The sequence below is a fragment of the Serratia sp. 14-2641 genome (assembly GCF_001692375.1).
GTDB lineage: Bacteria > Pseudomonadota > Gammaproteobacteria > Enterobacterales > Enterobacteriaceae > Chania > Chania fonticola_C.
In genome coordinates this window covers 263,053-288,811 of record NZ_LXKR01000095.1, presented here as the reverse complement: position 1 = coordinate 288,811, position 25,759 = coordinate 263,053, and the positions used below count along the sequence as shown (strand labels likewise).

General features: G+C 54.3%; 22 protein-coding genes. 12 read left to right on the top strand and 10 right to left on the bottom strand.

Annotated features, from left to right (window positions below):
• The first annotated feature begins 4 nt into the window (after nucleotides 1–4).
• Genes A6U95_RS28245 through araD form a run of 3 tightly spaced genes read left to right on the top strand, consistent with a single transcriptional unit; the run spans nucleotide 5 to nucleotide 3,037 of the window.
• Entirely contained in the window at nucleotides 5–1,495 is a 1,491-nt protein-coding gene (locus tag A6U95_RS28245) for an FGGY-family carbohydrate kinase (RefSeq protein WP_065686910.1), read from the top strand.
• Nucleotides 1,482–2,351, top strand: coding sequence for an L-ribulose-5-phosphate 3-epimerase (locus tag A6U95_RS28240; RefSeq protein WP_024528567.1), 870 nt, complete (start codon nucleotides 1,482–1,484; stop codon nucleotides 2,349–2,351). Before A6U95_RS28245 ends, A6U95_RS28240 begins: the two co-directional genes overlap by 14 nt.
• A complete protein-coding gene (gene araD / locus A6U95_RS28235; protein ID WP_065686909.1) occupies nucleotides 2,345–3,037 on the top strand; it encodes an L-ribulose-5-phosphate 4-epimerase in 693 nt (230 codons plus the stop codon). The genes A6U95_RS28240 and araD overlap by 7 nt, the downstream gene beginning before the upstream one ends.
• Nucleotides 3,038–3,393: 356 nt before the next feature.
• Here the strand turns inward: araD and A6U95_RS28230 are convergent, their stop codons facing one another.
• From A6U95_RS28230 to udk, 4 genes are all read right to left on the bottom strand, one after another.
• On the bottom strand, nucleotides 3,394–4,398 hold the full coding sequence (locus A6U95_RS28230; RefSeq protein ID WP_065686908.1) for a LacI family DNA-binding transcriptional regulator: 1,005 nt from the start codon (nucleotides 4,396–4,398) through the stop codon (nucleotides 3,394–3,396).
• A gap of 157 nt (nucleotides 4,399–4,555) precedes the next feature.
• Nucleotides 4,556–6,397 carry an outer membrane assembly protein AsmA gene (gene asmA, locus A6U95_RS28225; protein ID WP_065686907.1) on the bottom strand — a complete coding sequence of 614 codons (1,842 nt, stop codon included), beginning with the start codon at nucleotides 6,395–6,397 and terminating at the stop codon, nucleotides 4,556–4,558.
• Between the two features lie 34 nt (nucleotides 6,398–6,431).
• Nucleotides 6,432–7,013, bottom strand: a complete 582-nt coding sequence (gene dcd / locus A6U95_RS28220) for a dCTP deaminase (RefSeq protein WP_024484888.1) — start codon at nucleotides 7,011–7,013, stop codon at nucleotides 6,432–6,434.
• 126 nt (nucleotides 7,014–7,139) lie between these two features.
• Nucleotides 7,140–7,781, bottom strand: a complete 642-nt coding sequence (gene udk / locus A6U95_RS28215) for a uridine kinase (RefSeq protein WP_021180590.1) — start codon at nucleotides 7,779–7,781, stop codon at nucleotides 7,140–7,142.
• A gap of 254 nt (nucleotides 7,782–8,035) precedes the next feature.
• Here udk and A6U95_RS28210 point away from each other — a divergent pair, with 254 nt between their 5' ends.
• On the top strand, nucleotides 8,036–8,677 hold the full coding sequence (locus A6U95_RS28210; protein ID WP_065686906.1) for a phosphatase PAP2 family protein: 642 nt from the start codon (nucleotides 8,036–8,038) through the stop codon (nucleotides 8,675–8,677).
• 244 nt (nucleotides 8,678–8,921) lie between these two features.
• Here A6U95_RS28210 and apbC read toward each other — a convergent pair whose 3' ends face one another.
• The gene (apbC, locus tag A6U95_RS28205) at nucleotides 8,922–10,034 is read right to left on the bottom strand and encodes an iron-sulfur cluster carrier protein ApbC (RefSeq protein ID WP_021805051.1); all 1,113 of its coding nucleotides are present in this window, start codon (nucleotides 10,032–10,034) and stop codon (nucleotides 8,922–8,924) included.
• A gap of 160 nt (nucleotides 10,035–10,194) precedes the next feature.
• Here apbC and metG point away from each other — a divergent pair, with 160 nt between their 5' ends.
• Nucleotides 10,195–12,225 (top strand): methionine--tRNA ligase, encoded by a 2,031-nt coding sequence (gene metG / locus A6U95_RS28200; protein WP_024528561.1) that lies wholly within the window; start codon nucleotides 10,195–10,197, stop codon nucleotides 12,223–12,225.
• Between the two features lie 203 nt (nucleotides 12,226–12,428).
• Here metG and A6U95_RS30955 read toward each other — a convergent pair whose 3' ends face one another.
• Entirely contained in the window at nucleotides 12,429–12,794 is a 366-nt protein-coding gene (locus A6U95_RS30955; protein WP_065686905.1) for an endonuclease domain-containing protein, read from the bottom strand.
• 228 nt (nucleotides 12,795–13,022) lie between these two features.
• Here A6U95_RS30955 and A6U95_RS28190 point away from each other — a divergent pair, with 228 nt between their 5' ends.
• The 7 genes from A6U95_RS28190 (at nucleotide 13,023) to sanA (ending at nucleotide 20,485) form a co-directional block, all read left to right on the top strand.
• Nucleotides 13,023–14,096 (top strand): sugar ABC transporter substrate-binding protein, encoded by a 1,074-nt coding sequence (locus A6U95_RS28190; protein WP_065686904.1) that lies wholly within the window; start codon nucleotides 13,023–13,025, stop codon nucleotides 14,094–14,096.
• Between the two features lie 135 nt (nucleotides 14,097–14,231).
• Complete coding sequence (locus tag A6U95_RS28185) at nucleotides 14,232–15,455, top strand: MFS transporter (RefSeq protein WP_065686903.1); 1,224 nt, start codon at nucleotides 14,232–14,234, stop codon at nucleotides 15,453–15,455.
• Nucleotides 15,456–15,594: 139 nt separating this feature from the next.
• Nucleotides 15,595–16,002, top strand: coding sequence for a CidA/LrgA family protein (locus A6U95_RS28180; RefSeq protein ID WP_059200306.1), 408 nt, complete (start codon nucleotides 15,595–15,597; stop codon nucleotides 16,000–16,002).
• Nucleotides 15,999–16,694: a CidB/LrgB family autolysis modulator gene (locus tag A6U95_RS28175; RefSeq protein ID WP_021180583.1), complete on the top strand. Its 696-nt coding sequence runs from the start codon at nucleotides 15,999–16,001 to the stop codon at nucleotides 16,692–16,694. Before A6U95_RS28180 ends, A6U95_RS28175 begins: the two co-directional genes overlap by 4 nt.
• A gap of 137 nt (nucleotides 16,695–16,831) precedes the next feature.
• Entirely contained in the window at nucleotides 16,832–17,716 is an 885-nt protein-coding gene (cdd, locus tag A6U95_RS28170) for a cytidine deaminase (protein WP_065686902.1), read from the top strand.
• 156 nt (nucleotides 17,717–17,872) lie between these two features.
• Nucleotides 17,873–19,570, top strand: a complete 1,698-nt coding sequence (locus tag A6U95_RS28165; RefSeq protein WP_065686901.1) for an NAD-dependent malic enzyme — start codon at nucleotides 17,873–17,875, stop codon at nucleotides 19,568–19,570.
• Between the two features lie 165 nt (nucleotides 19,571–19,735).
• Nucleotides 19,736–20,485 (top strand): outer membrane permeability protein SanA, encoded by a 750-nt coding sequence (gene sanA / locus A6U95_RS28160; RefSeq protein WP_065686900.1) that lies wholly within the window; start codon nucleotides 19,736–19,738, stop codon nucleotides 20,483–20,485.
• Between the two features lie 297 nt (nucleotides 20,486–20,782).
• On the opposite strand, the gene mglC is transcribed toward sanA, so the two are convergent.
• The 4 genes from mglC to galS all read right to left on the bottom strand — a co-directional run bounded on the left by mglC (nucleotide 20,783) and on the right by galS (nucleotide 25,728).
• Nucleotides 20,783–21,793 (bottom strand): galactose/methyl galactoside ABC transporter permease MglC, encoded by a 1,011-nt coding sequence (gene mglC, locus A6U95_RS28150; RefSeq protein ID WP_021805061.1) that lies wholly within the window; start codon nucleotides 21,791–21,793, stop codon nucleotides 20,783–20,785.
• A gap of 11 nt (nucleotides 21,794–21,804) precedes the next feature.
• Nucleotides 21,805–23,313 (bottom strand): galactose/methyl galactoside ABC transporter ATP-binding protein MglA, encoded by a 1,509-nt coding sequence (mglA, locus tag A6U95_RS28145; protein WP_024528554.1) that lies wholly within the window; start codon nucleotides 23,311–23,313, stop codon nucleotides 21,805–21,807.
• A 127-nt stretch (nucleotides 23,314–23,440) separates the two neighbouring features.
• Entirely contained in the window at nucleotides 23,441–24,433 is a 993-nt protein-coding gene (gene mglB, locus A6U95_RS28140) for a galactose/glucose ABC transporter substrate-binding protein MglB (RefSeq protein WP_021180577.1), read from the bottom strand.
• Nucleotides 24,434–24,690: 257 nt separating this feature from the next.
• Complete coding sequence (gene galS / locus A6U95_RS28135; RefSeq protein WP_065686898.1) at nucleotides 24,691–25,728, bottom strand: HTH-type transcriptional regulator GalS; 1,038 nt, start codon at nucleotides 25,726–25,728, stop codon at nucleotides 24,691–24,693.
• Nucleotides 25,729–25,759: the final 31 nt, after the last annotated feature.

Here is a 25,759-nt window from a genome sequence, read left to right as displayed (position 1 = left end):
CGATATGGGGTATTTTCTGGGCATTGATATTGGCGGCACGCTAATCAAGGCGGGGCTATACCGGGCTAACGGTGAGGAAATTGCCGTAGCGGAGTGTGATGGGGAAACCGTATCCCCACAGCCTGGCTTCTCTGAACGCGAGATGGAGCCCTTGTGGCGTGACCTTTGCCAGACCATTCGCCAGGTACTCAGCTTCGCGGATATAACCGGCGATCGGGTGCGTGGCGTAAGCTTCTCTTCACATGGCAAAGGGCTATATGCCATTGATAAAAAGGGCCAGCCGGTCCGCAACGGCATCGTTTCTTCGGATACTCGTGCCGGGGCGATGGTGGTTGAGTTACAGCAGCAAGGTATCGAAGCCGTCACCTACCCGCGTAGCCTGCAACCCATCTGGAACAGCCATCCGGCAGTGCTGTTACGTTGGTTGAAACAGCATGAGCCCGCGCAATATGAGGCGATTGATCGGGTGCTGATGGCTCATGACTACCTGCGTTTTCGCCTGACGGGCGAAGCGACGGCGGAGATCACCAACATCTCCGGCAGCAATCTGTTCAACCAGCAAACGGCCGACTACGACCCAGTATTGATGGCGGCATTCGGTATTGAGGAAGTGGCCGATAAAACCGCGCTGCTGCTAGGTTCCACCGAGCTTGCCGGGCAAGTGACCGCCACTGCCGCCGCCCAATGCGGATTACCGGCAGGAACGGCGGTGTATGGCGGCCTGTTTGATGTGGTTGGTGCGGCCTTGTGCTCGGGAGTGGTCGACGATCGCACCCTGAGCGCAGTGGCGGGTACCTGGTCGATCGCTACCTGCGTAACGGAGAACCTAATCCCCTCCTCCCATCCTTTTGCCTGGGGGCGTTATTGCATGGAGGGCCGCTACTTTGTTCACGAAGGCAGCCCAACCTCAGCGAGTAATCTGGCCTGGTTCTTACGGCAGTTTTGCGACAACGATCATCAGCGCTATGCGCAGTTCAACCGTTGGGTACAAGAACGCAGCAAGCAGCCGAGCGACATCACATTCCTGCCCTACCTGTTCGGCTCCAACCTCGGTAGCAACCTGCCGGGCGGGTTGATTGGCCTGAGCGGGCACCATGACATGGCAGATATCGTCCATGCGATCTATCAGGGCATCGTGTTCTCTCATCTGGTTCATCAGGATCGCCTGGTGGCACTGAATCCACGCGTAGAGCGTATTCGCATGACCGGCGGCCCCACGCAGTCCGACGTTTGGATGCAGATGTTTGCCAACGCCGGTAATTTGCCGCTGGAAGTGGTGAATATCCAGCAAAGTGGCTGCCGTGCCGCAGCGATCTGTGCCGCCGTGGGTGCCGGGGAGTACAGCAGCTTTACCGAGGCCGTGCAGGTTATTCAGCCTGAAGTACATACCTATTATCCCGACGCGGCGGCTAACCGACGCTTACGCGATCGCTTTGCGAGCTACCTGAATATCGCCCAAGCATTAAATGAGGCCAACCAGCATGCAAACCACTAATAATGTCTCACTTGGGCTGTACGAAAAAGCCTTGCCGGCAGATCTTGATTGGGCACAACGCCTGGGTATCGCCAGCGAACTGGGTTTCCAGTTTATGGAGATCTCCATTGATGAGCAGCCGGAACGCCAGTTGCGCCTGGACTGGGATCGTCAACAGCGGCTGGCGCTGATCAACGCCCGTTTTGACAGCGGTATCACGGTGCCCAGCATGTGTTTATCCGCCCACCGCCGTTATCCGTTTGGCAGCCATGATGCCGCCATCCGCCAACAGGCGCGCACGTTGATGGAAAAGGCGTTGGATTTCGCCGTCGACGTCGGGATCAGGAATATTCAGCTAGCGGGTTATGACGTCTATTACGAAACTGCCGATCGCCATACACGCCAGCGTTTTATCGAAGGTATGCAATGGGCGGTAGAGCTGGCGGCCAAGGCACAGGTGATGCTGTCCGTGGAGATCATGGATACCACCTTTATCAACAGCATCAGCAAATGGCGCGAGTTTGCCAGGCAGATTGAAAGCCCATGGTTTACCGTCTATCCCGATATCGGCAACCTCAGCGCCTGGGGCAATGACGTCGATTTTGAGCTGGAGCAAGGCATCGACAAGATCACCGCCATCCATTTAAAAGACACCTTGCCGGTGCTGCCGGGCACTACAGGGCAATTCCGCGATGTGCCTTTCGGCAGCGGCTGCGTCGACTTTGCCCATACGTTTGCCGTGTTAAACCGGCTCAACTATCGCGGCCCATTCCTGCTGGAAATGTGGACGCGCAACGATGGCCAGGATATCCAGCATATCACCCAGGCCAAAAGCTGGATCGAGCAGCAGATGAAACAGGGAGGCATCACATGTTAAGCGAGTTGAAGCAGCAGGTGTTGGCGGCCAATCTCAGCCTGCCGGGTTATGGTTTGGTGACCTTTACCTGGGGTAACGTTTCGGCGATCGATCGCCAGCAGGGGCTGGTGGTGATCAAACCTTCGGGGATCGCCTATGAAGTGATGACGGTAGACGATCTGGTGGTGGTGGATTTGGACGGAGTGATCCAAGAAGGGCAGCGTAAACCGTCCTCGGATACCGATACCCATTTGGCTCTGTATCGTGCATTTCCTGCTATCGGCGGCATCGTCCATACCCACAGCCGTAATGCCACCATCTGGGCTCAGGCTGGCCAGGCGATCCCGGCTCTGGGCACCACGCACGCCGACTATTTTTATGGTGACATTCCCTGTACCCGCCCTATGCGTGAGGACGAGATTGCTGGCGACTATGAGCGGGAAACCGGCCAGGTGATTATCGAGACGTTCCAACAGGCGAAGCGCGATCCGCAACAGGTGCCGGGGGTGTTGGTCTATTCTCACGGGCCTTTCGCCTGGGGAAAAACGGCGGCGGATGCGGTGCATAATGCGGTGGTGATGGAGGAAGTGGCGGCCATGGCGATGGCCACGCGGCAATTGACTCCAACGATCCCGACAATGCAACCCGCGCTGCTGGATAAGCACTTTTTACGCAAGCACGGTAAAAATGCTTACTACGGACAGTAATTGGGTGGGATTAGCCTGATATTTCAACCAATTGCCCCTCACCCTAACCCTCTCCCACAGGGAGAGGGGACCGAACGTGCCACAGATTAATCCAGGATGCCTACTTTGGCTAGGTCAGAACATAGTCCCTACGCCTGACCACCGCTTGGCACCAATTTAGTGCCACAAATTAATCTAGGGTGTCTACTCTGGCTAGACCAGAACATAGCCCCTAGCTCGGCACCAATTAGGCCGTAGACAGCCCCTGAGCCTGACTGGTTACCCTTTTTGGGGGTCACAGATTAGCTTCCGCACCCAATAACATCACCTGAGCAGCTCCCTCTCCCTGTGGGAGAGGGTTGGGGTGAGGGGCCACATCACTCGACAAGCAACATCCCGGTAAAGAATTCCCGCCTTAAAGGCTGATCGCTGTGATTATTTTTAATCGCATTAAACAATAATTCCGCCGCGATTTCCCCTAACACCTGCGTATCGTGATAAACCCCGGCAATATGCTGCCCATAATCCCGCGCCTTTGGCGGTTCATCGATCGAGAAGAATTTCACCCGATGGTAAATATCCAGTTGGTGGCATAACGAAATAGCACCCAGCGTGATAATGCCGTTGAGGCCCACGATATAATCCGGTTGATGCTGTTCATCGGCAAGATATTCTCTCACCCGCGCCGCCTGCGAAATAAAATCATAGTCGCCATTGATAATGGTGATTTTACTCCCCTTCTCCTCCAGAGCATCAATAATCCCCTGGGTTCGTGCCAAGGTAATTTCCGAGTCGGCTGGGCCGCCCAGGATCAGGATATTACTTTCCGGCTGCTCGGCCAGATATTTCCCGGCCAGTTTGCCAATTTCTTGGTTGTTGAGGAACACGCCGCTAAGCTGTTGATTATAAATGTCCCTGTCGATCAGGATCAGCGGGGTATGGTAGCGTTCGGCCTGATCAAGGTAGGCGGGTTGATAATGCCGATCGTCGCGAACAGCGGAGAGCAAGATGCCCCGCGCCTTATAACCGAACAACGCCTGCACCGCCTGCATTTCAGCCTCTTCGCTGCCGTCGGTATCAAACAGCATAATCTGATAGCCCTGCATACGGGCAATGCGCGATACGGTTTGGATCAGGTTGGAATAGAAAGGGTTATACATGCTGCTGGTAACAATGCCAATAATTTGGCTGCTGCTTTTCTTTAATCCTTGAGCGAAAGCATTGGGAACATAATTAAGCTCTTTGGCAATAGCATGAATTTTCTCGAGGGTTTCAGACTTTACCAGTTCGGGTTTATTAAAAGCACGGGAGACAGTGATATTGGTCACGTTGGCTCGGCGGGCAATATCCACAATGGTGGCATTAGAATTCGCTTTTGACACCGTCAATCCTTGCTTTATTCATTAACAGATCCCTTATTGTAGGGAAGCCATCAGCAGTATGCCAGATGAATATCAAAGGTATTGATTTTGTTGTTCGAGGGGGGCAAACCCGCGCTCACCATAACCTAAAGAGAGCGCGGGCAGTGTTTGATAAGGTTTACAACTTATCGAGCAGCTTTTTCAGATCCTGGCCATCCTGGGAGCCTTTATTCTTCTCGGCCCACTTGTTCAAGGCGTCTTTGGCACGATCCTGCAGCTTTTTACGCAATAGCTGATCGACCTGCAACTGATAATTGAGCTGATCCCAAGGGCCATAGACACGCAGTGGGATCGGGGTTTCGCGCAGTTGTGCGATTAACGCATTGTTGCCTTGCCAGCCCCCCGTTACCAGTACGTTCATGGTTAAGTCGCACTGTTTGCCAGGCATATTGAGCGTACCGCTGCCGGTCAGGCTCATCACCGGTGACTCTGCCTGTAACTCGCTGAGCGTGATCTGCCCCTTGCTCAAGCTGGCCTTGGCGCTCATTTGTTGCACCGCAGTGTAGCGCTGGTTGTTATCCTCACCACGCACGCTACTGTCATTACGCGCCACGGCTTGCTGGATAAGCTGTTGAATATTCAGACCATGAAGCTGCGCATTCTGCATGGACAGTTCCGCAGTCCCGTGCCAGCGGTGCTCGAACGCCGTGGCGTTGAAGCGATCGCCACTCAAATCGCCCTGCATGTTGAACGTGCCGGTCAGCGCCAATGGCATATCGAAGGCCTTGAGTACTTCACCCAACTCAATGTGCCGTAACTGCGGCTGCAGTTTGATCAGCGGTTTAGCAGCCCGCACATCCATCGAGCCTGGTAGGGAGAAATCACCGCTGGCCAACTTGCCAGACAGCGTTGCCACCGTCATTAATCCCTGTTGGTTGCTTGCCTGTACCGCCAGTTGATTAACCGACATCCCACGATAAGTGACCTGATCCGCCTTCAACTTAAGCTGCGCATTGAAGTCACGTAACACCTGTAAATTCTGTTGTGGGTCGTCCGCCTGATTGGCGATCACCGGGGATGCAGTCACCGGCTGCGGCAGCTTCTCCTCATCAGGATTTTTTGTCTGCCAGCCCGAGAGCGCATCCAGATTGAGTTGTGTGGCACTGAGATCCAAGGTGTAAGTAGGCACTTGTCCGAACTGTGCGCTAGCGCCCCCAGTCAACTGGCTATCATTGGCACTGAGCATCAGTTGGCTCAAGACAACCTGCTGCGAAGCCTGCTGATAAACCGCCTGTACGCTCCCTTCCCCCTTGATGGCACCGGCAAGAATATCTGCGCCCTCAAGCTGGTAGCTAAACTTCGTGACCTGCGCGCCTATCTGGCGGGGAAACTGTTGCAGATCGAGATTGGCCGCCAGATTGAAGCTCAGATCGCGTTGGTCGCGATTCACCCGGCTGGAAAGCTCTATCTGCGCCTGATGCTTTTCATTCTGCTGCAGGGTTAAATCGATATCACGAACGTTAATCTGCTCGTTGTTGGCCCGCTGCCAGATCAACAGGCTGTCCACCACCCGCAGGTTGTCGATATCAAATTTCCACAGGGATCCCGAACTATCATCCGCCTGGTTACCACCGGGGGCGATAGGAGCATCGGGCTGGCTTTGCTCTGCACTATCAGGGGTCAGGCGGATGACGGCATTTTTCAGCATCACCTGCTTAACGTAAAGCTGGTGGGAAAGGAGCGGCAGCAGTTTGACATCCAGACGCATATTATCCGCGCTGACGGCCGGAGCCGCTGCCCCTGGCGCCGTCAGCGTCATTCGCCCGGCAAGAATGCTCAGCTGCGGCCAGACATGCCAACGAAGGTCGCCTTCCAGCGTCAGATGATAGCCGCTGCTCTGCTCAACCTTCTTGATCATATAGCCGCGGAAATCATTCGGATTAACCAACAGCACCAAGGCAGACATCCCTGCCACCAGCACCACCAGCAAAATCACCAAAGTCGTCAGTAGTCTTCTCATGCCATCCTCGTGTCAGCGTAATACCGGTTCGCTGTTAATCCTTGTCAATACGACTGGCCACGGCCCCTTGCTGATCCCTGTATTTCGCGTCCTGGCGGCTATTGTATGGCCGTGCCGCAGGCCCGGAAAGCGGTTCAAAACTCAGCGCGCCGATCAACATGCCAGGGCGTAATGCCAACGGCAGCTTACCTGAATTATAGAACTCCAGCACAATACAGCCTTGCCAACCGGGATCGATACGGTGTGCGGTAACATGCACCATCAATCCCAGGCGGGCTAACGAAGAGCGGCCATCGAGCCAGCCAACCAGATCGTTAGGAATGGTGACCGACTCCAGCGTTACCGCCAGCGCCAGTTCACCTGGATGAAGGAAGAAGGCTTCGCCTTCCGGCAGCACGATTTCATCGCTCATTACGCGGTCGAGGGCGGCGCTCACTTCATCCTTTGGGCCACTGAGATCGATAAAGGCAGCGGTATGGCCACGGAACACGCGGAACTGATTGCCGAGACGGACATCCACTGTGGCCCCGTTAATACGCTCAATGGGAGGACGCGGTGAAATCACCAGTTTTCCGTTATCCAGCCAGGCTTCGATATCGCGGTCGCACAGTCTCATTATTTTCTCCATTCCATCAAGGCGCATAAACTTATACGAAAATTGCCACACAACGGGCTCAAGGTCTATGTCGGGGCTCAAATAGTTCGCTAAAGGCCAGTAAAAACAGGCTGGCCTGTTAATGACTTATTCAAAGAATTGGCTGATTTTTGCCTTCAGGATATCTATCGCGATACGGTTTTTACCCCCGCGCGGTACGATAATATCGGCGTATTGCTTTGAAGGCTCAATAAACTGCAGGAACATTGGGCGGACGGTTTTCTGGTACTGCGCCATCACGGAATCCATGGAGCGGCCACGCTCATTCACGTCGCGCTTCATACGGCGCATCAGGCAAATATCCAGCGGGGTATCGACAAAGATCGAGAAGTTCATTTCCTGGCGCAGGCGGATATCCGTCAATAACAGGATCCCTTCCAGGATGATGACTTTCTTGGGCTCGAGATGGATCGTCTCTTTCTTACGCGTATGTTCGGTGTAGCTATACAGCGGCAGCTCAATCGCCTGGCCGGACTTCAGCATTTGCAGATGCTGGAACAGCAGATTGTGATCCATGGCGCTGGGGTGGTCATAGTTGGTTTTGACCCGCTCTTCCATGGTCAGGTGCGTCTGGTCTTTGTAGTAACTGTCTTCCGGGATCACACCGATATGTTGATCGCCAACCTGATCGCGGAGTTCGCGGTATAACGTACTGGCAATAAGGCTTTTTCCGGAGGCTGATGCGCCAGCTATACCAATAATGACGCACTGATGCGACTTGTCAGTCATAAAATTAAAGACCTGGTTTCAATGTGGGGAAAGGGGTGTAAAACACGCTAATTATAGGGAGTTAGTGCCTTTGGCGCCAGCGTTTAGACGGTAAGGCAGGAGATTATCCCCACAAACCGGCGTAATTGACATGGAGAGTATCTTTTGCCGGGGGATTTAAGATTTTTTACGCTACTGCAAATCGGCGACTCAGGGTACAATTCACGCCATCATCAAGACCGTCTTCGATCCTATTTCTTAGAGTACAACCGCACATGAACTGGCATTTTCTGACTTTTTTTGGTGACAGCATGCTGCTGCTGCCCTGCGCAGCCATCGTCTTTATTATTTTACTCCTGTCCCCCACCAGCAGAAAACCGACCTGGCAATGGATGCTGCTGTTTGGCGGCGTGGGTGCCGTAGTTTGCGTATCGAAGCTGGCGTTTATGGGCTGGGGCATCGGCAGCCGCCACTGGGATTTTACCGGGTTCAGCGGCCACTCGGCCCTGTCTGCCAGTATCTGGCCGGTTTTGCTGTGGTTGCTCTGTGGACGTTTCTCGTCACCCGTCAGACGCACCGCGGTGATCGCCGGCTATCTGTTGGCCGCCGTAGTCGGTTATTCACGTTTGGTGATCCACGCCCATTCCACTTCTGAGGTGATCACCGGTCTGGCACTCGGCTTTATCGTCAGCAGCACTTTCTTAATGCTGCAACGTGGCACGCAGCCACCACGGCTGTCCTACCGCAAAATTGCCGTTACGCTGGCGCTGCCCCTTGTCCTGATCAATTCCGGCACTGCGGCACCGACTCAGGGGTTACTGGAAAGGATTGCCGTGACCATTGCGCCGGTAGAAAAACCTTTTGTCCGGGCTGATTTGCACAAAAAACCACAGGTTTCAGCACCTCAGAGTCGTTAATGCCCCCTCACCCTAGCCCTCTCCCACAGGGAGAGGGAACCGATCGAGTTAGGTTGAAAGTGTAGTGATTCTTCATCAGTACCAGCTGACTGACCCTGCTCATCCTGGTTAAAGTGACGGTCGAGCTGCCTGATCACCTTATTACTTCCAAAAGAGCAGGGGCTATCAGCTCCCTCTCCCTGTGGGAGAGGGTTGGGGTGAGAGGGGGACGAGAGCACTAAACTAACAATTTAATGCAGGGCAATCACAGAGCGCGGAAGGAGATCTCGGTAGGAATAGCTTCCCCCTGCCAATACATCTGAGCCGCGACGCGCCCCGCCAGTTGACGGTACATCTCGGCAAACTCGCTGTCCGGGCGGCTGACCACGGTCGGTTGTCCGCGATCCAGATCTTCACGCAACGAGATATGCAACGGCATCTGCCCCAACAGGCGGCTATGGTATTTCTGCACCAGCTTCTCTGCCCCACCGGTGCCGAAAATAGGCTCGTGATGACCACAGTTGCTGCACACATGCATGCTCATGTTCTCAACGATGCCCAATACCGGCACATGCACCTTTTCGAACATCACAATGCCTTTGGCGGCATCAAGCAGGGCGATATCCTGTGGTGTCGTCACCACCAGCGCCCCGGTCACCGGGATATTCTGCGACAGGGTCAGTTGGATATCCCCGGTGCCTGGCGGCATATCCAGCACCAGATAATCCAGGTCCGGCCACAGCGTATCCTGCAACAGTTGCAGCAGCGCCTTGCTGGCCATCGGCCCACGCCACACCATGGCGTTGTCGTCTGTCACCAGGTAGCCGATAGAGTTGGTCGCTAAACCGTGCGCCATGATCGGAGCCATATGCTGGCCGTCCGGCGAGGTTGGGCGTTCATGTTCAGTCCCCAGCATGTTAGGGATCGACGGGCCATAAATGTCCGCATCCAGGATACCCACTTTGGCACCTTCGGCGATCAGCGCCAGTGCCAGGTTGACTGCGGTACTGGATTTCCCCACACCGCCTTTGCCGGAGCTGACGGCAATAATGTTACGCACACCTTTCACACCGGCCTGGTCGTTGGCACGCTTCAAGGTGGTGATATCGTGCTTCAGCTTCCATTCGATAGCCTGAACGCCGGTCACACGCAGCAGTTCGGCGCTCACCGATTCTTTCAGCGCCTCGAACCCGCTTTGCCAGGCAAACGGCATGACCAATTCGATATGCAGGACATTGTCCAGCAGCGTGCAGTGGTGAATGGCTTTCAGTGCGGTCAGATTGTTTTTTAACGTCGGGTGTTCGAAGGCGGCCAATACTCCGGTCACCAGGGCGCGCAGAACTTCAGGGTTGGTCTGCTCAGGGGATTTGGCGTTCATCCCGGCTCCTTGATTTTGAATGGGTAGCAACCCGATAAGCATATCAGAACTGCAGGGTAACTCGCTCGTATAACCCGAAAGAAACCGCCCTAGCAGCAGAGAGCGCGATCGGGTAACATCAAAGACCCTTTTCACTCATTAAAGAAAGCAACTTTTCATTATGGCTCAAGTCGCGAAAAAATTATTGGTGACGTGCGCGCTACCGTACGCAAATGGTTCCATCCATCTCGGCCACATGCTCGAGCACATCCAGGCAGATATCTGGGTTCGTTACCAACGAATGCGCGGCAACGAAGTTCATTTCATCTGTGCGGATGACGCGCACGGTACGCCAATCATGCTCAAAGCACAGCAGATGGGTATCCCGCCAGAAGAGATGATCGCGGAAATGAGCCGCGAGCACCAACAGGATTTCGCCGGTTTTGGCATCAGCTATGAGAATTATCATTCGACCCATAGCGAAGAAAACCGTGAACTGTCAGGTGTGATCTATGGCCGCTTGAAAGAGAACGGCCATATCAAGCGACGCACCATTTCTCAGCTTTACGATCCCGAGAAAGGCATGTTCCTGCCGGATCGTTTTGTGAAGGGCACCTGCCCGAAATGTAAATCTCCGGACCAATATGGCGATAACTGCGAAGTTTGTGGCGCAACCTACAGCCCAACCGAGCTGATCGATCCTAAATCCGTGGTTTCCGGCGCTACCCCGGAAATGCGTGATTCTGAGCACTATTTCTTCGACCTGCCCGCTTTCAGCGACATGCTGCAAGCCTGGACACGCTCCGGCGCGCTGCAAGAGCAGGTGGCAAACAAGATGCAGGAATGGTTCGAATCCGGCCTGCAACAGTGGGATATCTCCCGCGATGCGCCGTATTTCGGCTTCGAAATTCCGGATGCGCCAGGCAAGTATTTCTACGTCTGGCTGGATGCACCAATCGGTTACATGGGCTCGTTCAAGAACCTGTGCGACAAACGCGGCGATCTGGATTTCGACGAGTTCTGGCGTAAAGACTCCACTACCGAGCTGTATCACTTCATCGGTAAGGATATTGTCTACTTCCACAGCCTGTTCTGGCCGGCAATGTTGGAAGGCAGCGATTTCCGCAAGCCTACCAGCCTGTTTGTGCACGGCTATGTGACGGTGAACGGCGCCAAGATGTCCAAGTCGCGCGGCACCTTCATTAAAGCAGGCACCTACCTCAAGCACCTGGATGCCGATTGCCTGCGTTATTACTACGCCGCCAAGCTCTCTTCACGCATCGACGATATCGACCTGAATCTGGAAGACTTCGTGCAGCGCGTGAATGCGGATATCGTGAACAAAGTGGTCAACCTGGCTTCCCGTAACGCTGGCTTCATCAACAAGCGTTTTGCCGGGCAGTTAGCCGACCACCTGGCCGACCCTGCGCTGTACCAGACCTTTGTTGATGCTGCCACCAGCATTGCGCAGGCCTATGCCAGCCGTGAAACCAGCCGGGCGATCCGCGAAATCATGGCGCTGGCCGATCTGGCCAACCGCTATGTCGATGAGCAGGCTCCTTGGGTAGTAGCGAAAGAAGAAGGCCGCGACGCCGATCTGCAAGCTATCTGTTCAATGGGCATCAACCTGTTCCGCGTGCTGATGACCTACCTGAAGCCGGTACTGCCTGCGTTGACCGAACGTGCCGAAGCGTTCCTCAACTGCGAACTGAGCTGGGATGGCATTGAGCAGCCACTGCTGGGCCATCAGGTGAGCACCTTCAAGGCGTTGTTCAACCGTATCGATCTCGACAAAGTGAATGAAATGGTAAATGCATCAAAAGAAGATCTGGCCGCCAGCCAGAAAGTTGTCAGCGGCCCGCTGGCAGACGATCCAATTCAGGACACCATCAGCTTTGACGATTTCGCCAAGGTCGATATGCGTATCGCGCTGATCAAGAGCGCCGAGTTTGTTGAAGGTTCCGACAAGCTGCTGAAGCTGCAGTTGGATCTGGGCGGTGAATCACGCCAGATCTTCTCTGGTATTCGCTCTGCCTACCCTGATCCTTCACTGCTGGAAGGGCGTTTGACGATTATGGTGGCCAACCTGGCGCCGCGTAAAATGCGCTTTGGCGTTTCCGAAGGGATGGTGATGGCGGCTGGCCCTGGCGGCAAGGAAATCTTCCTGCTCAGCCCGGACAGCGGCGCACAGCCTGGTATGCAGGTTAAATAAGTTTTTGTAATATCAAGCAAAGTCCCCTCACCCTAACCCTCTCCCGCAGGGAGAGGGGACTGATCGAGTTCGCTGGTTTCTCTGAGTCATACCCAACCTTTCTTCTTACCCCATAATTTCCTAAGCTACCGAAGCAGCACGGGCTAACTATATGCTCCGGACAGCTCCCTCGCCCTACGGGAGAGGGTTGGGTGAGGGGTATCTCAGAAGCTAAAATGAGGAGAAACACGATCCTGCCAATGCCATAAAATCACCTGCCTCACCCCCTCCCAATTGCGCAATACTTCATCGTTCCAAAAACGAATCACGGTAAAACCCTGCTGCTCTAGAAAGCTTGTGCGCTGCTGGTCATAAGCCACCTGTCCAGAATGCTGGCCACCATCCAGCTCAACAATCAGCTTCGCCTGCCAACACCCAAAATCGGCAATGAAAGGCCCAACCGGAAATTGCCGTCGAAACTTAAACCCCGCCAAGCGGCGATTGCGCAGCTGTAGCCACAAGGCTTGTTCTGCCTCGGTCATATCAGATCTTAAACGGCGCGCCTTAATCAGCGTGATTGCATTCTTCATCAGCCAAGATTACTGCTACCAGCACCGTCGATCTCCCGGCTCCTGCCAAGACTGCGCACCCCATCCAAACCAATCGTTATAACACCTGAGAAAAATTCATAAGCCGGTGGATTCCCAATTGCCGGGCATCTGGTTATGATGCTGCATCGCACAGAATAGACATCTAGACATAAAGACAGCCATACATCCAATTTTACCGGGAACTCTTCACCTGCTTCGGAGCCAATAATGAAAATGATAAAGACCTCACTGCTCGCCCTCAGCCTGCTGACCAGCCTGCCCCTGCTGGCCGCTGAAGCCACGCTTGCCCCCGTTCCTGACGCGATTGCCCAGCATCAAGGGCAGATCCGCGTCGCGGTGATCCGTAATCTGGGTTCCGATGACAACACCACCCAGTTTTTGGCCGGAGCAATCCAGGAGGGGCGCAAGCTCGGTTTCAAGGTGGATACCTTCCTGAGCAACGGTGATGACGCGCGTTTTCAGGACTTCGTTAACCAGGCCATCAGCCAAAAGTATGACGGCATCATTCTTTCTCAAGGCCGCGCGCCCTATTCCACCGATCTGGTCAAGCGCATCGCTGCGGCAGGTATCGCGGTGTCGGCCTTTGATACCGACGTTAGCGGCGAGATCCCCGGCGTCACCGTTTCCCAACAGGATGATGCCTCGCTGGCCAATGAATCCTTCGGCCAGCTGATTAAAGATTTCGACGGCAAGGCCAACATTATCAAGCTGTGGGTTGCAGGCTTCCCGCCGATGGAGCGCCGCCATGCCGCTTACCAGCAGTTGCTCAAGCAAAATCCGGGTATTCATGAGTTGGAATCGATCGGGGCGGTATCTTCCGACGTCCAGGGCGATACCGCCAATAAAGTCGGTGCGGTGCTGGCCAAATACCCGAAAGGTAAAATTGATGCCATCTGGGGCACCTGGGATGCCTTCAGCCAGGGAGCCTATAAGGCGCTGCAAGAAAATGGCCGCACCGAGATCAAACTCTACAGCATCGATATCTCCAACCAGGATCTGCAACTGATGCGCGAAGCCGGTAGCCCGTGGAAGGTCAGCGTTGCGGTAGATACCAAGCTGATCGGGGCCGTCAACCTACGCCTGATTGCCAACAAGCTGGCGGGTGAGCCAACGCCTGCCACCTATCAGTTTAAAGCCGCCGCCATCCCGCAGGCCTTACTGGTCAGCCAGACTGGACCAATCAACGTAGCCTCACTGAGTAAAATTATTCCAGGCTGGGGCAGCAGCGAAGATTTCATCCAACCCTGGTTTGCCACCCTGCAGGCTAAATCCGGTAAATAATGCTGTTTTACCGAGGGGCTACAGACGTAGCCTCTTTTTTTTAAACAATTTTTCCGTTCCCCCCTTCTCTGCATCACAAAATAAGCTACTGTAGTTGCACTGGCGTAATAACTGTATGCATCAACAGGTTTGGTTATGAAGGGATTCCCCCCACTGATTAAGATATTGCTGGCAAGTTCGCTGGTGCTGACCATAGGCCGTGGCGTCACGCTGCCCTTTATCACCATTTACCTGACCGAGCACTTCCACCTGCTGCCGAAAAGCGTGGGCATTATCTTGGGCGTCAGCCTGACTATCGGTATCATCAGCAGCTTTTATGGCGGCTATCTGGTCGATCGCTTTAATAAAAATCCGCTGATCCTGCTCGCCATCCTGCTATTTTCGCTGAGCTTTTTTGCTATCCCATGGGTCACGCATCCCGCTGGCGTTATCTTGGTGCTAGCCATCTTACATACTGCCTATGCGGTGCTCAGCATCGCCATCAAGGCCTGCTTTGCCAGTTGGCTGCCGGTAAACCAACGTATCAAGGCGTTCTCGATCAACTATACGCTGGTGAACGTTGGCTGGGCCGTCGGCTCATCATTGGGCGTGATGGTAGCCGGGTACAGCCCACTGCTGCCATTCTACCTGTCTGGCGGGTTGGCGTTACTGACTGTGATAACCCTGAGCTTCCGCCTGCGCAGCTATCCATCGCCACCGATAGAAGACACCGGCAACACTCCACCGTCGGTTCTCAACTTCCGCCAGACGTTGAATGTGCTGCGCGGCGATCGGCGGCTGATTTATTTCACCCTTGGCAGCACGTTAGGCGCGGTGGTGTTTGGCCAATTTACCGGCTATCTGTCGCAGTATCTGATCATCGTTAGCGATGCCGAATTTGCTTACAAAGTGATTGGCGTGGTGATGATCGTCAACGCCTGCATCGTGATCGCCCTGCAGTATCTGCTGAGTCGCGGTATGCGCCAGGACAACATGCTGCGCTGGCTGATGCTGGGCACGCTGTTCTTCGTCCTGGGGCTGATCGGCTTTATGCTGGCAGGCCTTTCGATATGGCTATGGGTGCTGGCCATGGCGATTTTCACCCTGGGGGAAATCATCGTCATTCCGGTTGAATATATGTTTATCGACTTTATCGCCCCGCCGCACCTGAAAGGCAGCTATTACGGCGTGCAGAGCCTGAGTAATCTGGGGGGGGCCATCAACCCGGTGATGTGCGGTTTCCTGCTGAGCTATGCGCCACCGCCGGTAATGTTCCTGGTGTTGATCGCCGCTGCATTGTTCAGCCTGCTGTTCTTCTTCCTCGGCCATCGGTTGGCGGAACAGCAAAAGCCGCTTGCCAGCCTGAGCAGCGCGGAATAGCCTGGCCCGCTACACTTAAAGCGGGCCACAATCTTGCCAAAATGGCATGATAGGCATAGCGAGAATTCATGATGCGTTTTGTGGCGTAGCTCACAGTTTAATTGTATGATGAATGCGTCAACATCAACGAGAATGCACTATGGGCAACCTATTTAACCTGTGTTGGAAATATGTCAGGGCGATCGTGCTGATCTACCTTAGCCTGTTCGCCGGTAACGCCATTGCGGCGCTGTTGCCGATCGCCATACCCGGCAGCATTATCGGGATGTTGATCCTGTTTGCCCTGCTCTCCTCACAAATTCTACCGGCCAAATGGGTCAAGCCTGGCTGCCATCTGTTTATCCGCTATATGGTGCTGCTGTTTGTGCCAATCGGCGTCGGCATCATGAAGTATTACGACCAGATAGTTGACGATCTGGCTCCGCTGATTGTGTCTTGCCTGATCAGTACGCTGCTGGTGTTTGTGGTGGTTGGCTATACTTCACATTACTTCCACCGCGAGCGCCCCATCCTCGGTAAAGCAAAAAATGCGGAGGATGAGCAATGATGCAAAATATCTGGTGGTCTTTACCGCTGACCCTGGTGGTATTTTACGCGGCACGCAAGCTGGCGCAAAAGCTCCACATGCCGTTACTGAACCCATTATTGGTCTCAATGGCGGTGATTATCCCGCTGCTGTTGCTGACCGGCATTCCTTATGAACGCTACTTTCAAGGCAGCAAAATCCTCAACGATCTGCTGCAACCGGCGGTGGTCGCCCTTGCCTTTCCGCTATACGAGCAGATCCATCAGATCCGCGCGCGTTGGAAATCCATCATCACCGTCTGCTTTATTGGCAGCATGACCGCGATGATCAGCGGCGGTGCCATTGCTCTGCTAATGGGAGCCAAACCCGAAATTGCCGCCTCGATTTTGCCAAAATCGGTGACGACCCCGATAGCCATGGCAGTAGCCGAGTCGATTGGCGGCATCCCGGCCATCAGCGCGGTGTGCGTGATTTTTGTCGGTATTCTGGGGGCGGTCTTCGGCCATTCGCTGCTGAGTCTGTTGCGGATCAACACCAATTCATCGCGCGGTTTGGCGATGGGCACCGCTTCGCATGCGTTGGGTACAGCACGCTGCGTAGAAATGGATTACCAACAGGGCGCATTCAGTTCGCTGGCTCTAGTCATCTGCGGGATTATCACTTCGCTGACCGCGCCGTTTGTGTTCCCGATACTGCTGCGGCTGTTTGGGTAACGGCTTAAAACCTGCGATACATCTCGCATTTATAAGTTTCATTGCATCTGTTTCATTAAAAAATAGATGCAAATCACATTTTGTTGTGGGCCGGTTGCCTAGAATGTTAACCCGTTAACTTGTTGAGAGACTTCCTTATGCATTCTCGCTTTCACTCCGCCTACAGCGAATTGCCTGCGGCCTTGCAATCCGCCCTGCTGCCTTATTTAGATGCGCCTGATTTCGCAGCCATGTTCAAGGCCGAGCAGATTGCGGCGATCAAGCAACAGTGCGGGTTGGATGACGATGCTCTGGCCTTTGCTCTGCTGCCATTGGCGGCTGCCTGCTCGTTAACGCCGATTTCGCATTTCCACGTGGGGGCTGTGGCGCGTGGCGTCAGTGGCAACTGGTATTTTGGTGGCAACATGGAATTCCGTGGTGCACCTATGCAACAAACCGTGCACGCGGAACAGTGCGCTGTCACGCATGCCTGGCTGCGTGGCGAAGCCAAGCTGGTCGCGGTCACCGTCAACTACTCGCCATGCGGCCACTGCCGCCAGTTTATGAATGAGCTTAACAGCGGCACCGAGTTGGAGATCCACTTGCCTGCACGGGCAACCGCCACGCTGGGCGATTACCTGCCTTACTCCTTCGGCCCGAAAGATCTGCAAATCAGCGAGTTGCTGATGGATCCGGTCGATCACGGTTTCCAACTGACGCTGGATGATGAATTGGCGAAAGCTGCCCTGGATGCCGCCAACCGCAGCCATGCTCCTTACAGCACCGCCCATAGTGGCGTAGCGCTGGAAGCCGAAGACGGCAAAGTTTACGCTGGCCGCTATGCAGAAAACGCCGCGTTCAACCCTAGCCTGCCGCCATTGCAGGCCGCGCTGATCCTGATGAATGTCTCCGGTGGTGATTGCCAGCAAATCCGCCGTGCCGTATTGGCAGAAGCGGAAGGCGCAATCCTGACCCAGTGGGATGCCACCCGCGCCACCTTGGCGGCCTTGGGCTGCGAAGCCGTCCAACGCGTCACCTTCTGATCCCTCAGGCGGAGCCACCGTGCTCCGCCGCAATCCGGCTAAAAAACCAGCAACAAGCGACAATTCCTCATTATTTACTAACAAATGCTGTACATATTTTGCCGATATCTTAGGATCGGCAGTAATAAAGCTTACCCTAGGCAAAGAGTAAAACTGATGGAACTGGAATACGAAAGCAAACGCCCTCTCTACATCCCCTACGCTGGCCCCATTCTGTTGGAGTTCCCGTTACTGAACAAAGGCAGCGCCTTTTCTGAAGAAGAACGCAGTAACTTCAACCTGCACGGCCTGCTACCGGAAGCGATAGAAACCATCGAAGAACAGGTGGAACGCGCTTACCGGCAGTATCAGGATTTCAAGAACGATAACGACAAGCACATCTACCTGCGCAATATCCAGGACACCAACGAAACGCTGTTCTATCGCCTGCTGGATTCGCACCTGAGCGAGATGATGCCCATCATCTATACGCCAACCGTGGGTGAAGCCTGTGAGCATTTCTCCGATATCTATCGCCGCGCGCGTGGGCTGTTCATTTCCTACCCTAACCGCGATCGTATCGACGATATGCTGCAAAACGCCACCAAGCAGAACGTTAAGGTGATTGTGGTCACCGACGGGGAACGCATCCTTGGCCTGGGCGACCAGGGCATCGGGGGCATGGGTATTCCAATCGGTAAACTCTCTCTGTACACCGCCTGTGGCGGCATCAGCCCGGCCTATACCTTGCCGGTGGTGCTGGACGTGGGCACCAACAACCCGCAACGCCTGAACGATCCGCTCTACATGGGGTGGCGGCATCCGCGTATTTCTGGCGATGAATATCACGCCTTTGTGGAAGAGTTCATCCAGGCGGTGAAACGCCGTTGGCCGAACGTGCTGTTGCAGTTTGAAGATTTCGCCCAGAACAACGCCACGCCGCTGCTTAATCGCTATCGTGATGAGCTGTGCTGCTTTAACGACGATATCCAAGGCACCGCCGCCGTGACGCTGGGCAGCCTGATTGCCGCCAGCCGTGCCGCTGGCAGCCAATTGCGCGATCAAACCGTTGCCTTCCTGGGGGCCGGTTCCGCAGGTTGTGGTATTGCCGAGCAGATCATCGCCCAGATGAAATCCGAAGGGTTGAGCGAAGAAGAAGCCCGCTCTCGCGTGTTTATGGTTGACCGTTTTGGCCTGCTAACGGATAAGTTGCCGAACCTGCTCGATTTCCAGAGCAAGCTGGTGCAGAAAAGTGCCAATCTGGATCAATGGCAGGTGGAGAGCGATGCGATCTCCCTGCTGGAAGTGGTACACAACGCCAAGCCGACCGTGCTGATCGGCGTCTCTGGCCAGCCGGGGCTGTTTACCGAAGAGCTGATCCGTGAGATGCACAAGCATTGCCCGCGCCCGATCGTGATGCCGCTGTCCAACCCAACCTCTCGCGTGGAAGCCCGTCCAGAAGATATCATCAACTGGACCGACGGTGCCGCACTGGTGGCCACCGGCAGCCCGTTCTCACCGGTAACCTATAAAGACCAGCTATTCCCAATTGCCCAGTGCAACAACTCCTATATCTTCCCGGGGATTGGCCTTGGCGTACTGGCTGCTGGGGCAAAACGGGTCACCGATGCCATGCTGATGGCCGCCAGCCGTGCCCTGGCCGACTGCTCTCCGCTGGCTACCGACGGCCACGGCGCACTGCTGCCGAATATCGATGATATTCAGGGCGTATCCAAATGCATCGCGATGGAAGTGGGCAAAGCCGCTCAGTTGCAGGGTGTAGCAGTGGTGACGTCGGAAGAAGCGTTGTCTAAAGCCATTGAGCACAACTTCTGGCGCCCGCAGTATCGTATCTACAAGCGTACATCGTTCTAAGTTCCTCACCGGGCCTGTTAGTCAGGCCCGGTTATCACGCCAAGACCAGATTTTGCTGAAAAATGCAGCGTAATACCTGCGCTAAACGGCACGCCGCTTGCGTCTGCCGAGCAGGTAAAGTAGCCTTGAGTCTTACTTTAGCCCTCGTTCGCGCAAGGCATCAACATGTGGAAACGCCTGATAATTAGCCTGTTCATCATCATTTCGGTGCTGATGCTGTCGGCTATCGCGCTCGATCGCTGGATAAGTTGGAAAACCGCGCCTTACATTTACGAAGAAATGCAAACGCTACCACACCGTCAGGTGGGGGTGGTGCTTGGCACCTCCAAATATTACCGTACCGGAGTGCTTAACCAATATTACCGCTACCGTATTCAAGGGGCGATCAACGCCTATAACAGCGGCAAGGTGAAGTATCTGCTGCTGAGCGGCGATAATGCCCAGCAAAGCTACAACGAACCGATGACCATGCGCCGCGATTTGCTGGCCGCTGGCGTTGCGCCTAGCGATATCGTGCTCGACTATGCCGGTTTCCGTACCCTCGACTCCATCGTCCGTACGCGCAAGGTGTTCGATACCAACGACTTTATCATCATCACCCAGCGTTTCCACTGCGAGCGCGCCCTGTTTATCGCCCTGCATATGGGCATCCAGGCGCAATGCTATGCGGTACCTTCGCCAAAAAACATGATGACGGTACGCGTGCGCGAGATCTTTGCTCGCCTGGGAGCCTTGACCGATCTGTATATCCTCAAGCGTGAGCCCCGCTTCCTTGGCCCATTAATTCCGATATCTGCGATGCATAAGGTGCCGGAAGATGCCCCGGGTTACCCGGCCGTGTCTCCGGAGCAGTTGGTGGAACTGGAGCACAAGCTGGCGGCAGAAAAGCTTAAGGCTCAGCAGCAGAAGAGCTGAAGTGAATGCCCCTCACCCTAACCCTCTCCCAAAGGGAGAGGGGACCGTACGTGCCACAGATTAACCCCCTGCGTCTGACTACAACACCAAATGCTTAAGCGAGCGCAGCATGGCCACAAATAAACTCCTGTCCCTGAACGCAGCTCCGTTCTGCCCCCTCTCCTTTTTGGGGAGAGGGCTGGGGTGAGGGGGAACAGCGACGACTGGAATAACAATAAGATAGCATCTCTGCCGTGTGACATAGCAAAAGCAAACGGCCAGCAGATGCTGGCCGTTATCGTAAAGCATAAAACAGCCTTATTTTTTCTTGGCGTACTTCAGGGAGTCCAGCGCTACCGCGAAGATGATAATGCTACCCTTGATGATGTACTGCCAGTAAGGGTTCACGCCGATATAGGTCAGGCCATAGTTGATGACGGTAAAGATGATCACCCCGGTCACCACGCCCAGCACCGTACCGACCCCTCCGGCGAACGACACCCCGCCGACCACACAGGCCGCGATAGCATCCAGTTCATACATAAAGCCGAGGTTGTTGGTGGCGCTACCGATACGCCCCGCTTCCAGTAAACCGCCAAAGGCATAGAACACCCCGGACAGCGCATAAATCATGATCAGGTTCAGCGGGACGTTGACGCCAGAGACTTTCGCCGCTTCCGGGTTACCACCGATGGCGAAGATATTCTTTCCGAAGCGGGTTTTATTCCACAGCACCCAGACAAAGGCGATCGCAATAATGGCGTAGAAGGTGATATATGACAGCTTGAAGTCACCGAATCGCAAGAACCCTTGGGCAAAGGTGGAGAATTTCGGATCGAAACCGGCCACCGGTGAAGCGCCCACGTAATCGTAATACAGGGAGTTAATCCCATAAACAATGATCATGGTGCCCAACGTGGTGATAAACGGCGTCACGTTGAGGTAGGCGATAATCAAGCCGTTGACCAGGCCAATCACCGCGCCCACGGCGCAAACCAGCAAGATCACCAGCGGGATCGACCAGGTTTCCATATGTGGGAACACTTTGTTGACGTTATCCATCGATTGCAGCAGGGTCGCGGCAATTACCGCTGCCAACCCTACCTGACGCCCGGCGGAAAGGTCTGTCCCCTGCGTGACGATCAGCCCGGCCACGCCCAGCGCAATGATAATACGCACCGAGGATTGGGTCAGGATATTACTCAGGTTCATCAGGCTTAAAAAGGTCGGGTCCTGGATAATAATAATCGCCAGTAACACCAACAGGACCAGATAAATGCCACCTTCTTTAAAATAGGTGAACAAGGTTTTTTTATTCAGTGCGCTCATAATTACGATCCTTAAAGATGCAAGGAGGCTAGCCGCAATATTTCATTTTGCGAGGTCTGTTTGGTATTCACAATGCCCGCAACCTGACCATTACTCATCACCAATATTCTGTCGGTAATTCCCAAAAGCTCCGGCATTTCGGAAGAGATTATAATGATCCCCTTGCCCTTCTTCGCCAACTCGGTCATTAACTGGTAAATTTCAAACTTGGCCCCCACGTCGATACCGCGCGTTGGCTCATCCATCATCAGGATTTCCGGCTGTGTCAGCAGCCAGCGGCCAATGATCACCTTTTGCTGATTACCACCGGAAAGCGAACCGATATTGGTATGGTGGCCCGGCGTTTTCACCCGCATGGCATCGATCACCCATTGGGTGTCGCTTTTCATCCGGCTGTTATCCAGCAGGCCCATTTTGTTTTTGTATTGACGGATATTGGAGATCAGCGAGTTAAAGCCAATATCCAGATAAGCATAAATACCGGTGGAACGACGTTCTTCCGTCACCAGGGCAAAACCGTGGTTGATGGCTTCGTTCGCACTGTTATTGTTGATATTTTTACCGTGCAGCTTGATGGTGCCAGCCACCTTCTCGCGGATGCCAAACAGGGTTTCGACAATGTCGGTACGCTTGGCGCCCACCAGCCCGGCAATGCCCAGGATCTCCCCCTGATGCAGATCGAAAGAGATATCGCGGATCGAAGGCTGGCGCAAAGAGGTCAGGCCTTTCACCTCTAAAATCACCTCACCCGGCGTATTCTGACGATCGGGGAAACGCTGGCTCAGCGAGCGCCCAACCATCATCGAGATAATCTTGTCCATATCCAGCCCTTCCAGCGGCTGGGTGGCGATCCATTGGCCGTCGCGCAGAATGGTGATTTCATCGCATAGCTGGAAGATCTCTTCCATCTTGTGCGAGATATACACGATGCCGCAGCCACGCTCTTTCAGCTTACGGATAATGGTGAACAGATGATTCACCTCCTTCTCGGTCAGAGAAGAGGTTGGCTCATCCATAATCACAATTTTAGCGTTGTAGGAGAACGCCTTGGCAATTTCGATCATCTGCATCTGGGATACCGACAGCGTGCCGACTTTGGCGCGGGGATCGATATCAATATCCAGTTCGTCGAAAATTTCCTTGGTGTCTTTGTACATCTTGTCCTGATCGACAAACAGCCCTTTGGTCGGGTAGCGCCCCAGCCACATGTTGTCCATCACGGTACGTTGCAACACCAGGTTCAGTTCCTGGTGTACCATCGAAACGCCCTGCTCCAACGCCTCTTTGGAACTTTTGAAATCGACCTCCTGCCCCTGAAACAGAATACTGCCGGAGTCTTTTTTATAAATGCCAAACAGGCATTTTAATAAGGTGGATTTTCCGGCGCCGTTCTCCCCCATTAGTGCATGAATGGAGTTTGGACGTACGCGTAAATTCACTTTGTCTAATGCCTTTACGCCAGGAAACGACTTACTGATATCCGTCATTTCCAGTAGCCACTCACGAGAGTTTTCGGCCATAAATAGTCCTGGCTAATTCTGGAACCAGCACTCTCCCAAGCTGGCTTGCAGCAGTGGAGAATTAACGGGTTCTTCTAATAAGTTCCCCCACTGAGAAAACAGTGGGGGCATTTCTCTCTATCTCGGTTTATTTCACGAACTGAGACAGGTTATCTTTATCTACACCCACGTAAGGAATACGCACGATTTTATCGACGATCTTCCATTGGGTGCCGTCAGCAGCAGGTTTGCCCGCGGCCAGGTTCTTCGCCAGATCAAAGGTCGCCTTCGCCTGATTGTCGGCATCGTTCAGCACGGTACCGGCCATCGCTCCGGATTTCACCATTGCCAGTGCTTCTGGCAGGGCATCGACACCAAAGACCGGAATGCTGCTCTTGTTATGAGCTTTCAGGGCTTCAACCGCCCCCATTGCCATCGCATCGTTGTTGGCGATTACCACTTCGATCTTGTTGGCATTAGGGCCAGATAACCAGGCGTCCATCTTGTCTTTAGCCTGAGCGGTATCCCACATCGCGGTGTCCATCTGCAGTTGCTGAGTCTTATCGCCTTTTTCATTCAGCGTTTTGATCACGTAGGTGGTACGCGCTTCTGCATCCGGGTGGCCCGGCTCACCTTTCAACAGCACATATTGGATCTGGCCGTCTTTGTTCAGATCCCAGGCCGGGTTGGCTTTCCAGTGTTTGGCAATCAGTTCGCCCTGGATCACGCCAGACTCTTTAGAGTCGGTACCAACGTAATAGGCTTTGTCGTAGCTATCCAACGCCTTGCGGGAAGGTTCTTTGTTGTAGAACACCACCGGGATATCGTTGGCACGTGCCTTGTCAATCACCACCGGAGCGGCGGCTGGGTCCACCAGGTTGATTGCCAGCGCTTTTACGCCTTTGGCAATCAGTACGTCGATCTGGTCATTCTGCTTGGACTGGTCATTCTGTGAGTCATTCATCAGCAGCGTGACATCCGGAGAAGCTTTGGCATCTTTCTCGATCGCCTTGCGCACCACCGACATAAAGTTGTCATCATATTTGTAAATCGTGACGCCAATGCGGGTATCAGCATGCGCAGCTGCGCCAAACATCATGCTTGCGGCCAGCGCGGCCAGGGTGAAAACCTTCTTATTCATTGTCTGTCTCCGGTTTGTAGAGGGTCGTACTCGGTATTAAGCCTTTAGCCACAATGCACACAGTTGGGCGTGGCAGTTTCAAAAGAATTCCTGTCATCCGTGTTGCTTGTTATTCCTGTGATGCTGTGTCAGCGCCAGATTAAAAGCTTGGCTGGCAAGAGCCTTTGCGCTGGAAAACGACTAGAGCATAGACGGCACTATGTTAATAATCTGTGAATTTTCTCACAGATTGAAAACGGTTACACAATATTAAATGTTCAGAGAGTGACCGAAGCCTCACTTTGCCACGGCGCGACAGAATGGCGGCGTACCAGCGTCGGCATAAACAGGTGTGAAGCCTGCGGTTCAAGCTGCCCGGCAGCGCCCTTGAGCGCCAGCTCGGTAGCCAGGGTGGCCATTGAAACGATCGGATAACGGATGGTGGTCAGCTTGGGGCTGGTATAGCGGGCAATCGGGATATCATCAAACCCCACCAGCGAGAAATGCTGTGGTACCGTGATACCGTTTTCTTTCAGCACCGCCATGGCGCCAGCGGCCATGGCGTCGTTATAGGCGAACACGGCGCTCAGGTGCAGGTTGCGGCCCAGCAGTTCAACCATTGCCGTTTCACCGCCTTGTAGGTCCGGTGAGCCGTAAGCCCGCCAGCTATCCGGTGGGGAAAAACCGGCTGCGGCCATCGCCTGGCTATAGCCTTGCTGGCGCAGCGGGCCGTCTTCGATAGGGTGATCGGAGCCCAGATAACCGATCCGCTGATGCCCCTGCGAGAGCAGCAAGCGCATGGCAACTTCAGCGCCAAACACATTGTTCAGGCCAACGCAGCGGTGCTCATAGCCCGTTACAATTCTGTTAATTAACACCATGCCCGGGATCTGATCCATAAAGGCGATCAGTTCTGCGTCATCTAACGCTTTTGCATGAACAATCAAGGCATTGCAGCGTTGACGGATCAGCACCTCGATGGCATGACGCTCTTTGTCCGCCTGATGGTAACTGTTGCCGATCAGCAGATATTTATGGTTTTGCTGCGCCACCGTGTCTACCGCTTTCACTAACGCGCCGAAGAACGGATCGGAGACATCCATCACCACCACGCCCAGTGTTTCACTGCTCTGGGTAGCCAATGCCTGCGCGTTGGCGTTTGGCCGATAACCCAGTTCCGCCACCGCCTTCAGCACCTGTTCGCGGGTCTCTTTGCTGGTCAGGGCACTGTTGTTCAACACTCGCGAGACGGTAGCGACGGACACACCCGCACGCTTCGCCACATCGCGAATGGTGGTTGAATGCACAGAATTCATGAAACGTCCCGAGGTCGACAGAGTAGACAGT

Bases quoted from the DNA above. Each gene is read 5' to 3' on its own strand.
- A6U95_RS28245 (WP_065686910.1), top strand. From the start codon at position 5: ATGGGGTATTTTCTGGGCATTGATATTGGCGGCACGCTAATCAAGGCG.
- A6U95_RS28240 (WP_024528567.1), top strand. From the start codon at position 1,482: ATGCAAACCACTAATAATGTCTCACTTGGGCTGTACGAAAAAGCCTTG.
- araD (WP_065686909.1), top strand. From the start codon at position 2,345: ATGTTAAGCGAGTTGAAGCAGCAGGTGTTGGCGGCCAATCTCAGCCTG.
- asmA (WP_065686907.1), bottom strand. From the start codon at position 6,397: ATGAGAAGACTACTGACGACTTTGGTGATTTTGCTGGTGGTGCTGGTG.
- dcd (WP_024484888.1), bottom strand. From the start codon at position 7,013: ATGAGACTGTGCGACCGCGATATCGAAGCCTGGCTGGATAACGGAAAA.
- udk (WP_021180590.1), bottom strand. From the start codon at position 7,781: ATGACTGACAAGTCGCATCAGTGCGTCATTATTGGTATAGCTGGCGCA.
- A6U95_RS28210 (WP_065686906.1), top strand. From the start codon at position 8,036: ATGAACTGGCATTTTCTGACTTTTTTTGGTGACAGCATGCTGCTGCTG.
- apbC (WP_021805051.1), bottom strand. From the start codon at position 10,034: ATGAACGCCAAATCCCCTGAGCAGACCAACCCTGAAGTTCTGCGCGCC.
- metG (WP_024528561.1), top strand. From the start codon at position 10,195: ATGGCTCAAGTCGCGAAAAAATTATTGGTGACGTGCGCGCTACCGTAC.
- A6U95_RS30955 (WP_065686905.1), bottom strand. From the start codon at position 12,794: ATGAAGAATGCAATCACGCTGATTAAGGCGCGCCGTTTAAGATCTGAT.
- A6U95_RS28190 (WP_065686904.1), top strand. From the start codon at position 13,023: ATGAAAATGATAAAGACCTCACTGCTCGCCCTCAGCCTGCTGACCAGC.
- A6U95_RS28185 (WP_065686903.1), top strand. From the start codon at position 14,232: ATGAAGGGATTCCCCCCACTGATTAAGATATTGCTGGCAAGTTCGCTG.
- A6U95_RS28180 (WP_059200306.1), top strand. From the start codon at position 15,595: ATGGGCAACCTATTTAACCTGTGTTGGAAATATGTCAGGGCGATCGTG.
- A6U95_RS28175 (WP_021180583.1), top strand. From the start codon at position 15,999: ATGATGCAAAATATCTGGTGGTCTTTACCGCTGACCCTGGTGGTATTT.
- cdd (WP_065686902.1), top strand. From the start codon at position 16,832: ATGCATTCTCGCTTTCACTCCGCCTACAGCGAATTGCCTGCGGCCTTG.
- A6U95_RS28165 (WP_065686901.1), top strand. From the start codon at position 17,873: ATGGAACTGGAATACGAAAGCAAACGCCCTCTCTACATCCCCTACGCT.
- sanA (WP_065686900.1), top strand. From the start codon at position 19,736: ATGTGGAAACGCCTGATAATTAGCCTGTTCATCATCATTTCGGTGCTG.
- mglC (WP_021805061.1), bottom strand. From the start codon at position 21,793: ATGAGCGCACTGAATAAAAAAACCTTGTTCACCTATTTTAAAGAAGGT.
- mglA (WP_024528554.1), bottom strand. From the start codon at position 23,313: ATGGCCGAAAACTCTCGTGAGTGGCTACTGGAAATGACGGATATCAGT.
- mglB (WP_021180577.1), bottom strand. From the start codon at position 24,433: ATGAATAAGAAGGTTTTCACCCTGGCCGCGCTGGCCGCAAGCATGATG.
- galS (WP_065686898.1), bottom strand. From the start codon at position 25,728: ATGAATTCTGTGCATTCAACCACCATTCGCGATGTGGCGAAGCGTGCG.